The 12,460-nt window shown below is 65.8% G+C and carries 12 protein-coding genes and 1 riboswitch; of the genes, 3 read left to right on the forward strand and 9 right to left on the reverse strand.

What is annotated here, in order from left to right; all coding sequences use genetic code 11:
* Positions 1 to 69: 69 nt before the first annotated feature.
* A complete protein-coding gene (locus tag WKB88_RS08830) occupies positions 70 to 456 on the reverse strand; it encodes a plasmid stabilization protein (protein WP_341394156.1) in 387 nt (128 codons plus the stop codon).
* Complete coding sequence (locus WKB88_RS08835) at positions 453 to 611, reverse strand: hypothetical protein (RefSeq protein WP_341394157.1); 159 nt, start codon at positions 609 to 611, stop codon at positions 453 to 455. Before WKB88_RS08835 ends, WKB88_RS08830 begins: the two co-directional genes overlap by 4 nt.
* Positions 612 to 641: 30 nt before the next feature.
* Positions 642 to 765, reverse strand: a riboswitch (SAM riboswitch).
* Between the two features lie 173 nt (positions 766 to 938).
* Here WKB88_RS08835 and WKB88_RS08840 point away from each other — a divergent pair.
* Positions 939 to 1,712 carry an SDR family NAD(P)-dependent oxidoreductase gene (locus WKB88_RS08840; protein ID WP_341394158.1) on the forward strand — a complete coding sequence of 258 codons (774 nt, stop codon included), beginning with the start codon at positions 939 to 941 and terminating at the stop codon, positions 1,710 to 1,712.
* On the opposite strand, the gene WKB88_RS08845 is transcribed toward WKB88_RS08840, so the two are convergent.
* From WKB88_RS08845 to WKB88_RS08865, 5 genes are read right to left on the reverse strand one after another with little or no spacing between them, the layout of a single operon-like run.
* Positions 1,709 to 3,154, reverse strand: a complete 1,446-nt coding sequence (locus tag WKB88_RS08845) for an amidase (RefSeq protein ID WP_341394159.1) — start codon at positions 3,152 to 3,154, stop codon at positions 1,709 to 1,711. The genes WKB88_RS08840 and WKB88_RS08845 overlap by 4 nt on opposite strands.
* Positions 3,155 to 3,189: 35 nt before the next feature.
* Entirely contained in the window at positions 3,190 to 5,004 is a 1,815-nt protein-coding gene (locus WKB88_RS08850) for an ABC transporter ATP-binding protein (RefSeq protein WP_341394160.1), read from the reverse strand.
* A gap of 3 nt (positions 5,005 to 5,007) precedes the next feature.
* Complete coding sequence (locus tag WKB88_RS08855; RefSeq protein WP_445818893.1) at positions 5,008 to 5,892, reverse strand: ABC transporter permease; 885 nt, start codon at positions 5,890 to 5,892, stop codon at positions 5,008 to 5,010.
* A 4-nt stretch (positions 5,893 to 5,896) separates the two neighbouring features.
* Complete coding sequence (locus WKB88_RS08860) at positions 5,897 to 6,844, reverse strand: ABC transporter permease (protein ID WP_341394161.1); 948 nt, start codon at positions 6,842 to 6,844, stop codon at positions 5,897 to 5,899.
* 7 nt (positions 6,845 to 6,851) lie between these two features.
* Complete coding sequence (locus tag WKB88_RS08865) at positions 6,852 to 8,366, reverse strand: ABC transporter substrate-binding protein (RefSeq protein ID WP_341394162.1); 1,515 nt, start codon at positions 8,364 to 8,366, stop codon at positions 6,852 to 6,854.
* 173 nt (positions 8,367 to 8,539) lie between these two features.
* Between WKB88_RS08865 and WKB88_RS08870 the strand changes: the two genes are divergently transcribed.
* The gene (locus WKB88_RS08870; RefSeq protein ID WP_341394163.1) at positions 8,540 to 9,325 is read left to right on the forward strand and encodes a FadR/GntR family transcriptional regulator; all 786 of its coding nucleotides are present in this window, start codon (positions 8,540 to 8,542) and stop codon (positions 9,323 to 9,325) included.
* Between the two features lie 75 nt (positions 9,326 to 9,400).
* Here WKB88_RS08870 and WKB88_RS08875 read toward each other — a convergent pair whose 3' ends face one another.
* A complete protein-coding gene (locus WKB88_RS08875) occupies positions 9,401 to 9,604 on the reverse strand; it encodes a cold-shock protein (RefSeq protein ID WP_104055094.1) in 204 nt (67 codons plus the stop codon).
* 213 nt (positions 9,605 to 9,817) lie between these two features.
* On the opposite strand from WKB88_RS08875, the gene glsA reads away from it, so the two are divergent.
* On the forward strand, positions 9,818 to 11,704 hold the full coding sequence (gene glsA, locus WKB88_RS08880; protein WP_341394164.1) for a glutaminase A: 1,887 nt from the start codon (positions 9,818 to 9,820) through the stop codon (positions 11,702 to 11,704).
* A 448-nt stretch (positions 11,705 to 12,152) separates the two neighbouring features.
* Here the strand turns inward: glsA and WKB88_RS08885 are convergent, their stop codons facing one another.
* Positions 12,153 to 12,356 carry a cold-shock protein gene (locus tag WKB88_RS08885; RefSeq protein ID WP_104055090.1) on the reverse strand — a complete coding sequence of 68 codons (204 nt, stop codon included), beginning with the start codon at positions 12,354 to 12,356 and terminating at the stop codon, positions 12,153 to 12,155.
* Positions 12,357 to 12,460: the final 104 nt, after the last annotated feature.

Below are 12,460 nucleotides of genomic sequence, written 5' to 3' on the forward strand. Positions count from 1 at the left end.
AATCACCTGTGGTTGCGGTCACTGGGGTCTATGCATTCTCTCACGTTGCGCGCATACTACCCCTCGGTGTTACCGGCAGCCAGAGGTATCCCATGGGTTCACGGCGCTGGCCCCGAGCACCACGTAATCCTGCGGCCGGTCCGTCACCACGCACAGGTCATGGCGGATCGCCGTCGAGGCCATCAAGGCGGTGAGCGTGCCGGCGCCGTGGTCCAGGTCTGCTGAAACCAGCGCTGTTTCATGGTCAACAGCCAGGATGTGGCAGGCGTAGCGTCCGGTAAGCTCCCGGAGCCAGGAGACATCCGCCCGGGGCAGCTCCCCAAGGGCCAGGACGGAGATGAAGATCCGCAGGCTGCTGCGGTTCCTCAAAAAGCCGACCACCGCGGGGCTGACATTCCCGCTGCGGATCTCTACCAATACCGGCACGTCCAGCAGCAGTCCGGAGCGCCCGTTCACTCCCGGTCCTCCGTCCCGGCAAGAAGAAAGTCCAGGAAAGAGGCCCGCGCCGTCACCACCTCCTCATAATCCTGCAGGGAAACAGCCTGCAGGACGTGGGCGGGCTGCGCGGAGGCGGGCGGGGCGGTGTGTGGGGGTGCTGTGGCTATGGTCATGAGAATAGGGCGCTGTGCGCCGGTCCTTTCGGCGTGCTCTTGCCGGCACCGGTTGCCCGAGGGCGAGTGCTGGCCGCTTCTTCATCCGAACCACCCAACGAGCGTGGGGTTGGTATGCGGCCAAGTCGGAGCTTGGCGGCCGCAGTTCTTGAAGCTGTTGGAAGTATAACCAGCTTTGCTCCCCGACCGGGCCAACCCGTCACGCGGGGAAGAAACTCATGGCGTTTTCCGGCATGACGCCTGAGAAAACTGTTGACCGGCGCGGCTCCTGAAGCTAGCGTTTCATCGAACTGGTCAGACCAGTGAAAGCCCTACGGAAGCCGAGACATGGATTACGCTGATCTCTTTGACCTTGCCGGCCGCCGGATGATGGTGGTGGGCGCCGGAAGCGGTATCGGCCGTGAAGCCGCCCTGGCCCTGGGCGCCCACGGGGCAAAGGTGGTGTGCGCCGACCGGGATGCCGCCTCCTCGGCGGCCACTGCCGGACGTATCGGTCCCGCCGCCGAATCCCTGGTGCTCGATGTCCTGGATACAGCCGCCGTGCAGGCTGCAGCGGAGCGTTACTCGGACCTTGACGCCCTGGTCTTTACCGCCGCCACCAATGTGCGCAAGCGCATCGAGGACTACACCATGGAGGAATTCGACCGCGTGGTCAATTTGAACCTCCGGGCGTCCTTCGCGCTGATCCGTGCCTTCGGACCCCGGATGGCGGCGGGCGGGGGCGGGAGCATCATCGGCTTCTCCTCCATCCGTGCATCAACGGTGGAACCGGGCCAGAGCGCGTATGCGGCGACGAAAGCGGGGCTGGTCCAGCTCGCACGGACGGCGGCGGCGGAATTTGGCCCGGCCGGCGTCCGGGTGAACGTGATCGCCCCGGGCGTGGTCGAGACACCGCTGACCGCCCAGATCAAAGACAATCAGGCCTGGTATGACGCCTACGCGGCCAAAAGTGCGCTGGGCCGCTGGTCCCGTCCGGAAGAGCTGGCCGGCGCCGTGGTGTATCTGGCGTCCGATGCCTCCAGCTTCGTCACCGGATCAGTGCTGACCGTCGACGGCGGCTGGACCGCCGTCGACGGCCGGTTTGATCCGCCTGCTTCCTAGCGCAGGTCCGCCCAGTCCGGAACGGCCGACGCCGGCCGGTTGGCTTCATACCAGGCTGCGGCGCGGAGCAGCCTGTCGTCGCTTCCCACCGGCCCGGAGAGCTGCACGCCTATCGGCCGTCCGTCCGCTGTGAACCCGCAGTTCACCGTGGCGGCGGGCTGGCCGGACATGTTGTACGGAACGGTGAAACCGATGTGGGCCATAGTCCGGTCCGGATCCGGCACGGGCATGGGCTGTTCCGCCGGGAAGGCAGCCATGGGCGCCACCGGTGAGATCACGACGTCGAACCCGGCGGTTGCGCTGATGGTGCGCTGCCGGATCGAGTCCATGCAGTTGTAGTGGCGGATTGTGTCGGTGCCGCTGAACGAGGCTGCGCGGGAGCACCAGCGGGTGATGTACTCCAGCAGCAGGGGTCGCTCCTCCGGTGCGAGGAGCTGCAGGTCGGCATATGAACGGGTGCGCCAGAAGTTGTCGAGTCCGTCCAGCAGGTCCTGAGTCATAAACGGATCAAGAACCGCCGGAACGGCGCCGGCGGCAGCGAAGACATCCGCGACGCTCTGCACGGCCGCCAGCACTTCGGGTTCCACAGGCGCGCCGCAGCCCGCCTCGAGGTGCACGGCCACTCTGAGCTGCGCCGCGTCGGCGGGGGCGGGATCCCAGTTCATCTCCGGATAGGGCCGGGTGGAGTAGTCGCGGATATCGGGACGGGCAACAATGCTCATGAGCGCGGCTGCGTCTTCGATGGTCCTGGCAAGCGGGCCGGCGGCTCGGCCCGGGTACGGCGCGTCAAGGGGAATCAGGCCCGCGCTGGGCTTCAGCGTTGCCAGCCCCTGCCAGGTTCCCGGCAGGCGGATGGATCCGCCAATGTCGGTGCCGATGTGCAGCGGACCGTAACCCGCTGCAGCCGCCGAGCCGGCACCGGCGCTCGAGCCGCCGGTGGTCCACGCCGGATTCCACGCGCTGCGGGAAATGCCGTGGCGGCTGGAGACGCCGGAGGACAGCATCCCCCAGTCCGGCATGGTGGTGGAGCCGAGAACGACGACGCCGGCCTCGACGAGGCGGTCGGTGACCGGCGCATTGGCCCCGCTCACCGGCGGACGGGGAAGCGCCGTGCCCGAGGGTTTGGGCAGCCCTGTCCGCGCAATGTTCTCTTTGACGGTGCATGGAACTCCGTCATAGCGGCTGAGCGGGGCACCGGCCCGCCAGCGGGCATCACTGGCGCGGGCCTGCGCACGGACGTCGTCGGGATCGAAGAGGTAGAAGGCATTCAGTTCCGGTTCGCGGGCCTCCACGCGGGCGATGACCGCTTCAGCCACCTCCTCCGGACTCAGTGTTCCCGCCGTGAAGGCCCGGCTCATATCCGCTGCGGAAAGGGCATGAAGGGAATCCTGCTCCGCCCCGGCCGTGCCCGTGGAGCCCGGTTCGTGTGCCGTTTCTGTCATCGTGGTCCTCCGTTGTGCGGGTCAGGAACGCGCGGTCAGTGCTGTGCTTGCCGTGCTGCCAGTTCCCCTCTCAGGGTCATGGAGGACCGCACCAGCGTTTTGGTGTACTCATGGACGGGATTGTCGTATATCTGCGCGGTCCGGCCGCTTTCCACGATGAGCCCCTGGTTCATGACAACGACGTTGTCGCAGATGTGCCGCACAACGCCGAGGTCATGGGAAACGAAAACCAGCGTTAGCCGGTACCGGTCCACCAGGTCGGAGAGCAGGTTCAGCACCTGGGCACGGACCGAGACGTCCAGGGCACTCACTGGTTCATCCGCGACAAGGACCCGGGGTTCGCAGATCAGGGCCCGGGCGATGGAAATACGCTGGCGCTGACCGCCGGAGAACTGGTGCGGAAACCGGTCGGCTGCGTCCGGGCCGAGTCCCACGGCCTCGAGCATCTCCTCCACCCGGTCGCGGTGCCTGCGGGCATTGGCAGGCTCTCCCGGAAGCAGCAGCGGTTCGGCAACGATATCCCTGACCCGCATTCTCGGGTCCAGCGACCCCATCGGGTCCTGGAACACAATCTGCAGCTGTTGGCGCAGCTGCAGCAGCTGGCGTTCACGGGCGCCGGCCACTTCATTTCCCGCCACGCGCACGCTGCCCGACGTCGGCTGGTCAAGGCCTGCGAGGATCCGCAGCAGGGTGGACTTTCCCGATCCCGACTCCCCCACCACACCAAAACGCTGGCCTGCCGCCACGTCAAAGGAAATTCCCCGCAGGGCCCGGACCTCGGCGGGCCTGCCGAACAGTGAGCTTCGGCCCCGGCGGTAGGTCCGCACCAGGTCCCTGACGCTGATCAGCGGATCGCCGGACTCCGGCTCGGCAGGCGAGGCAGGCTCGGCAGCCGAGGCAGGCTCGGCAGCCGAGGCAGGCGCCGCGGACGGGGATTCGCGCGCACTGACCGGCGACGGCGCCGGACCGGGCGGCGCGCTGACCGTGGCGACCGGCGTGGTCCCCGGTTTCGGCGGTGCATATTCTGCGGCCGACGCGACCGTGAAGAGCCGTCCCCGGCTGTCCGTGGCCTCGAGGTCCGAGGCGCCCAGCAGTGCTTTTGTGTACAGGTGCTGCGGCCGGGTGAAGACGTCGTCCGCCGGTCCTTCCTCCACCACCCGCCCGTTGTTCATCACGAGTACGCGTTCGCAGATGTTCGCCACGACGGACAGGTCGTGGGTGATGAACAGGAGGCCTGTGCCGCGCTCCCGGACCGACTCCAGAACCAGATCCAGCACCTGGCGCTGCACCGTCACGTCCAGTGCCGTGGTGGGTTCATCGCAGATCAGCAGTGCCGGATCGTTGGCCAGTGCCATGGCCAGCATGACGCGCTGGCGTTGCCCGCCGGAGAGCTGGTGCGGATACGCTGCGGCAGTCCGGGCGGGATCGGGCAGCCGGACCGATGCCAGCATCTCCACTGCCCGGGCGGCGGCGTCGCGGGAGGTGGCGGCGGTGCGGTGCTTGAGCATCACCTCGGCAACCTGCTTCCCCACCTTCATGAGGGGGTTGAGTGCGGTGAGGGGTTCCTGGAACACCATGGTCATGTCATTGCCGCGGATCCGGCGCAGGCGCCCGTCGGGAGCACCCACCAGGTTCCCGTCCGTCCCTGCGAGGCGGACGGATCCGCGGGCTTGAACGCCCTCGGGCAGCAGACCCATCAGGGCGGTTGCCGTCATCGATTTGCCCGACCCGGATTCACCAATGAGCCCCACCCGCTCCCCCCTGCCCAGGGAGAGGAAGAAGTTATCCACGAGGACGCGGTCCTTCGTGGAAACGGTCAGGCCGTCAACCTGCAGCAAAGTCTCGGACACGGGCTACCGGCCTCCGTTCAGCTTCGGATCGAACCGGTCCCGCAGGCCGTCTCCCAGCAGGTTGAATCCCAGGACTGCCACCGCAATCGCGGCTCCCGGCCAGATGGCCAGCGTCGGCTGGCTGCCGAGGAACTGCTGGGATTCCTGCAGCATGCGCCCCCAGGACGGGACGGGCGGCGGGGTGCCCAGCCCCAAAAAGGACAGTGCAGCTTCGGCCAGCACGGCCAGCGCAAAGGTCACGGAGCACTGGACCACCACCATCCCGGCGATGTTCGGCAGCACGTGCCGGCGGGCGATGCGCAGCCCGCTCTGGCTCGATGCCCGTGCCGCAAGGACGTATTCAGTGCTCATCACCTGCAGGGTGCCGCTGCGCGCCACCCGGGCAAACCCAGGGATTGAGCCAATACCGATCGCGACCATCGCCGTCACGGTTCCGGCGCCGAAAACAGCACCGAAAACGATGGCAACCAGCAGTGCCGGAAACGCCAGCAGAATATCGGTGCCCCGCATGGTCACTTCTTCGGTGATGCCGCCGCGCATGCCGGCCAGGATGCCCAGCGGGGTTCCGACCAGCAGCGCAATGCCGACGGCGATCAGCCCCACGAACAGGGTAATGCGCGCTCCGTAGAGGATCCCCGAAAACACGTCCCGCCCGTAGCGGTCCGTGCCCATGAGGTGGTCGGCGCTGGATCCGAGCAGCCGGTCCGAGGGGACGGCCCGCACCGGATCGTACGGCGTCCAGAACAAGGACACGAGCGCTGCCAGCACAACCAGTCCCACCAGCACCAACCCCACAATGAGGGTGGCGGAAAAACGGCGGTTCGAGGGGGCGCCTGCGGGAATCGAAGAACCGGCGGTCCCGGTCAGGACGGGTGGGATATCGCTCAACGTCCTAGGCCTTCTTTCGGATGCGCGGGTCAAGGACGGTGTACAGGACATCCACCGCCAGGTTGATGATCAGGGTGATTGCCACGAGCACCATCACGACGGATTGAACCGTCAGCAGGTCACGGTTGCCCACGGCATCCAGGAGCATCGATCCCAGCCCCGGAATGACAAAGACCCGCTCAATGACGACGGCGCCGACGATGAGCGCGGCAAGCTGGACGCTGGCAACGGTGAGAACCGGAATGGCAGCATTGCGCAGTCCGTGTTTCACCAGCGCTTCAAGTTTGCCCAGGCCCTTGGCGCGGGCGGTGCGGAGGTAGTCCTCGCTCATGATCTCCAGCACAGCTGAACGGACGTACCGGGTCAGGATGGCTCCCTGGACCGAGGCGAGGGCCAGGACGGGAAGGAACACCCGCCGCAGGAAGTCGCCGAAGTCAACGCCGGGCGGCGTCCAGCCGTTGGCGGGAAACCACCCGAGTCCCACCGCAAAGACCACCACGAGCATGATTCCGGCGAGGAAGCCCGGGATGGCCACTCCCACCTGGCTCAGGCCGCTGAGCAGGACGCCGCTCACCTGCCGGTGGCGGACCGCCATGAGCGTGCCGAAGGGGATGGCGATCAGCAGGGCCGCCAGCATCGCCAGCCCAACCAGGATCAGACTCACCTGGACCCGGTCCAGAACCTGGGGGCTGATGTCCTGCCGCGTCACGTAGCTCACGCCGAAATCGCCGCGGGGCAGCCCCAGCACCCAGTCGAAGTACTGCACCACCAGGGGACGGTCGGTGCCGAACTCCCTGCGGGTTGCGGCCAGCAGTTCCGGTGTCGCATTCACGCCGAGGGCTATCTGCGCCGGATCGCCGGGCACGGCGCGCATGAAGAAAAACACCGCAACCGTTGCCGCGATGAACGTGACGGCAAACCGTGCTGCGTTAATCAGCAGCCTCAGACCCATGGTGTCGTTACTTCCAGCCGATGGACCCCAGGTCCAAAGCTTCCGTGACGGAGTTGGCGGGAATCCCGGTGACGTCGGCCTTGGCCACCACGATGTTCGGGAAGAGGAAGAGCACTCCGGCCGCGGCGTCGTCGGTAATGGTGCGCACCACCTCCTGCATGCCGGAAACGTAGCCGGCTTCGTCGGCGGTGTCGGCAGCGGCCGCAGTTTCGGCAATGGCTGAATTGTCGTAGCCGAGGTAGTAGTCCGGGTTGTTGAACATGGTGAGCAGGTCACGGCTCTCCACGGCGAGGACTACGGACATGTCGTAGTCGTGCTGCGTGAAAACCTTGTCGAGCCAGACGGCGGGGAATTCCGCGGATTCAATGGTGGCGTTGATACCCGCCTCGGCCAGCTGCGACACCACGATCTCGGAAACGGCGGTGGCATAGGGACGGGTCGGAACGGTGAACGTCACGCTGAGGTCCTCCGCGCCCGCCTCCGCCAGCAGCGCCCGTGACTTCGCCGGGTCGTAGGGATATTTCCCGTTGAGGTCCTCGTAATAGGGATCCGTGGGCGGAACCGGCGCACCGATCAGGGTGCCGTAGCCGCTCCAGGCAGTATCGATCACGGCCTGGTTGTCGATGGCGTGCAGCACTGCCTGGCGGACGCGGACGTCGTCGAACGGAGGACGCCGGTTGTTCATGGACAGCATGATCTCGCCGTTGGAGGTGCCGTCGAGCACCTGGTACGCCGGGTCGCTTTCGAAGGAGGCGAGCAGTTCCGGAGCCTGCATGTTGTGGACAACATCCACGTCTCCGGAGCGGAGGGCATTAGTGGTGGCAACGGCGTCGGCGAAGTACTTCAGGGTTGCAGTCTCGACCTTCGGGGCCTCGCCCCAGTAGTCGTCCCGGGCCTTCATCTCAATGGACTGGCCGCGGTTCCACGCTTCAATCGTGAACGGGCCGGTGCCGATTGCAGTTCCGGCCAGGTCGTCCACGCCGTTCTCGTCAAACATGGCGCCCACGGGGGTGCCGAGGTCAAAGAGCCAGGCGTTCGACGGGCGGGCGAGGACAACCTCCACCTCTGTGTCCCCTAGGACGTTGACGGACTCGACCACTGACATTTTGTTTTTCAGGCTGGATACCCAGGCGTCGGAGAGGACGCGTTCGATGCTGAACTTCACGTCGTCGGCGGTGAAGGCCTCACCGTTGGAGAAGGTGACATCCGGCCGCAGCGCGAAGGTGTAGGTCCGGCGGTCCTCGCTGATGTCCCATGACTCGGCCAGCAGCGGCTGGACGGTCCCCTCCTGGTCGATCTCGACCAGGCCCTCGTAGACATTGGACATCAGTGCCTGGGGAATGGCTGCGCCCGCCGTGGTGGTGAAGTCCAGGTTGGTGGGCTCTCCCGTGAGCGCGACGGTAACGCCCGTCTGCTCCGACGGCTCTGCGGCGTCGGTTCCGCCCGAGCCGGCGGAGCAGGCCGAAAGGGACAGTGCCGCGGCCAGGATGACGGCGGGTACCCGGAGGTGGGTGGGTCGCATAAGGATTCTCCATCTAAGAAAAAGTGCCGCGGACGCCGATGGCGTCAAGCCAACAGCATGCACATATATATGTCTACACGTTGGAAGGTCAGACCAGTGACAAAAAACTCCGAAAGCGGGTGCGCCGCTCCCCACAGAAAGGTACATTCGGTAGTTCCCGACCAGAGGACCGCATGAGCAAGATTAACTTCACCCCGGCCGTCCCCGTGCTGACCTACGAGCGCGTCGTGGAACAGATCGAGGAAGCCATCCTCTCCGGCACGCTGGAACCGGGGCAGCATCTGCCCAGCGAACGCGAACTGGTGGTCCAGTTCTCCGTCAGCCGACCCACGGTCCGGGAAGCCCTGCGGGTGCTGCAGAGCAGAGGGCTGATCGCGTCGCGTCCCGGGGTGCGGACCGGACCCGAGGTGCTGCCCCTCTCCGGGCACGCTCTGGAGCGCTCGTTCAGCACCCTGGCCCGTGTGGCGGCCCTGTCCCTCTCCGACCTTGTGCAGTTCCGGATCGTCCTGGAAAGTTCGGCCTGCCGCCTGGCCGCCTCGCTGCACACGGAGGAACAGCTCGAAACCATGTCATCCGCCGTCGCCCGCATGGAAGCAGCCGTACACGACGCGGACCTCTTCAACCGCGCAGACCTGGACTTCCATGCCGCAGTCTGGGAGGCAAGCCGCAATCTGCTGCTTCAAACCAGCGGGCAGGCAGTGTCCTCGGCGATCCTGGGCCTCATGAACGACCGGATTTCGGTGGCTCCGGACCCCCGCGGCGCCATGGAAGAGTCCGCCGCCAGCGACCGCGCCCTCTTCGAAGCCATCGCCGCCGGGAACAGCCCGGCCGCGGGAGCCCACGCGCAGCAGGCCATTGCGGACCATTTCAAGCAGTACCTGGACGACCGCGGAAGGAAAGCGCTGCACGCCCTCGCAACCAACGAGGATTCGACGGAGCATTCCGCTCCCCCGGCTTAACGCAGAAGCAGGACGGGAAATCCTTCCCGTCCTGCAACTTATTCAAGCCGTTCCCGGAGGAACCCAAATCTAGATTTAGAGGGCCTGGATGTTTACGGCCTGGGGACCCTTGGGGCCCTGCTCGGTGTCGAAGCTAACCTTCTGGTTCTCTTCGAGGGAGCGGTAGCCACTCGAGTTGATAGCGGAGTAGTGAGCGAAAACGTCGGCGCTTCCGTCATCGGGCTCGATGAAGCCGAAGCCCTTTTCGGAGTTGAACCATTTCACGGTACCTGTTGCCATTTTTAATCATCCTTCTAAAGAAACCACCCCCGACCTTCGAGGAGTTTCACGCTGCAGCGCCATACGCGGCATCCTATAGAAAAAGCGGCTGGCCCTTGATTTGGGTTTCGCCGCTTGGAACACAGAACGCCCCACGCTACAACTTCGTCCAGTATACACAGGGGCCCCCGAGAGCGGCACCCCGCAGAGCGCACTACTCGTTAAGCTGAAGGTATGCGTTCTGCCACCGTTTCCGCCGCTTCGGGTTCATCCCACGAGCCTGCGTCCTCCCCCGCGTTCCCGCCCATGTCCTCCCCCATCGATGCCTATCTGGAAAAAATCCACTCTGAAATCGCGGAGTTGAAGGACGGCAAGCCCTACAGCAGCATTCCGGCCATGGCCAACGTGGATCCGAATAACTTCGGCATCGCGCTGGCCACCGCCGACGGCTACGTCTACGAAATCGGTGACACCCGGGAAGAATTCAGCATCCAGTCCATCTCCAAGCCCTTCACCTACGGACTGGCCCTGGCGGACCGCGGCATGGAGGCCGTGGACGCCAAGGTGGACGTGGAGCCGTCCGGAGATTCCTTCAACGAGATGTCCCTCGCCGAAGGCACGGGGCGCCCCGCCAACGCCATGATCAACGCCGGCGCCCTCACCGCCACTTCCCTGGTCCGCGGCTCCGGCGGCATCACCCGCTTCAACCGCATCCTGAACACGTACTCTGCCTTTGCCGGGCGCCAACTGTCCGTGAGCGAACGCATTTACCGGTCCGAACTGAAGTCCGGCCACCGCAACCATGCGCTGGCCTACCTGCTGCGGTCCTTCGACATCATTGAGTCCGACCCCACTCCGGTCATCAAGGACTACTTCCGCCAGTGCTCCGTCATGGTCAATGCCCTGGACCTGGCCATGATGGCGGCAACCCTGGCCAACAGCGGCCGCAACCCGATCTCCGGCGACCAGGTCCTGGATATCGCCCCGGTGGAGCGGGTCCTGTCGGTCATGGCCACCTGCGGCATGTACGACGACGCCGGCGCCTGGCTCTCCAGCGTCGGCATGCCGGCCAAGTCCGGCGTCGGCGGCGGCACCATCGCCGTCCTCCCCGGGCAGGTGGGCCTTGCCGTGTACTCACCCCCGCTGGACGCGCACGGATCGAGCGTCCGCGGGGTGGCCACCAGCCAGCGGATCTCCCATGACATGCAGCTGCACTTCGTCCGGGCGGCACGGACGGGCCGCTCAGCCATCCGCAACGTTTATGACATCACGGCTGCCCCCTCGGGCGTGCGGCGCACCGACGAAGCCAGCCAGGTACTGCGCAGCCACGGCCACCGGGCCCAGATCCTGGAGCTGAACGGAGACCTGCTCTTCGCCGGCGCGGAATCCGTGGTGCGGGCGCTCTCCAATCTGGAGGAAGAGGTTGAACTCGTGGTCCTGGATCTGCGCAGCGTCGACGAGGTCTCCGAGGTGGCTCTGCGCCTGTTTGCCGAGTCCGCCGAGATGCTCGCCAAGACCGGACGCGGACTGGTGCTCGTGGACGGGGAAGGTACCGTGACCGATGACCTCGCCGGACGCGGCTATGACGTGCCCTCCTTCGTCACCCGCAACGCCGCCGTGGAACACTGCGAAACCCGGCTGATTGATTCCTACGGAGCCGAACTGATCATGCCGGATGTCATGGAACCGGTGGACTCCCCGGCTCTGCGGCAGCTGGAGCCCGAGGATGCCCAGACCGTGCAGGACCTGATGGAGGAACGCGAGTACGACGACGGTGATGTGGTCCGCCGCGTCGGGCAGCGGTTCGGCGGGGTGTTCTTCATTGTCTCGGGCACGGTTGCCACTTCCATGCCGGCGCCTGACGGGTCGCGGATCAAGCTGACGACGCTGGGACCGGGCATGACGTTCGGGGAAATGGCACTGGCGGAAGACAAGCGCCAGGAAACCACGGTGAAGGCCGGCGGCCCTCTGAGGTTGAAGGTCCTGACTGCCGAGACCATGGAGTCCCTCGAGGCGGAAAACCCCCGGCTGGCGGTGGAGCTGTGGAAGGCACTCACCCGCGACGCCTACACCCGGGTGGAGCAGTATCTGCGGGAAAGTGCACTGCGGGCCAGGGACTGACGCACGCGGCGCCGTCGTCGGCTTCCGGACGAAGCCGGGGCGGTGCGCCGGGGCGCGCCGCGGACGGCGTGCCGGCCGAAGCCGGGGCGGTGTGCCGGCCGCAGCCGGGGGCGGTGTGCCGGCCGCAGCCGGGGGCGGTGTGCCGGGGCGCGCCGCCGTCGGCCGCCTCATGGTGCGCCTGCCGCCGTCTGCCAGCACGGGTTCCCACCCTCTGTGGCTGCTGTGACGGCTGGTGCCACACCGGCCCCGGGGATGATCAAACAGTGGGAAGCCGTGCGCAGCACGCGGGTGTTGGACCGCTTATAGGGGTATGCCGCGGCTGACGACCCCCCGCTCCCTGCAGGAAATGACCGGGGGAAACGACCCGGTTAAACACAAAAGCAGGACGGGTAACCCGTCCTGCTTTTGTAAGGCAGATCAGTACAAGTACTGAACCAAAGTCTCTAGATTAGAGCGCCTGGATGTTCGTAGCCTGGGGACCCTTGGGGCCCTGCTCGGTATCAAAGCTAACCTTCTGGTTCTCGTCCAGGGACTTGTAACCGTTGGAGTTGATAGCGGAGTAGTGAGCGAACACGTCGGCGCTGCCGTCATCGGGCTCGATGAAGCCGAAGCCCTTTTCGGAGTTGAACCATTTTACGGTACCTGTAGCCATTTTAATATTCCTTCTGGAGTGAAGCAGATCCCGACTTTCGGGTAGCTTCAGTCGCGGTGTTCCTTACCGCTTCTACAGAAAAAGCGGCTAGCCCGTTTGGGGTT

This window comes from Arthrobacter sp. G119Y2 (genome assembly GCF_038069765.1).
Classification (GTDB): Bacteria; Actinomycetota; Actinomycetes; order Actinomycetales; family Micrococcaceae; genus Arthrobacter_B.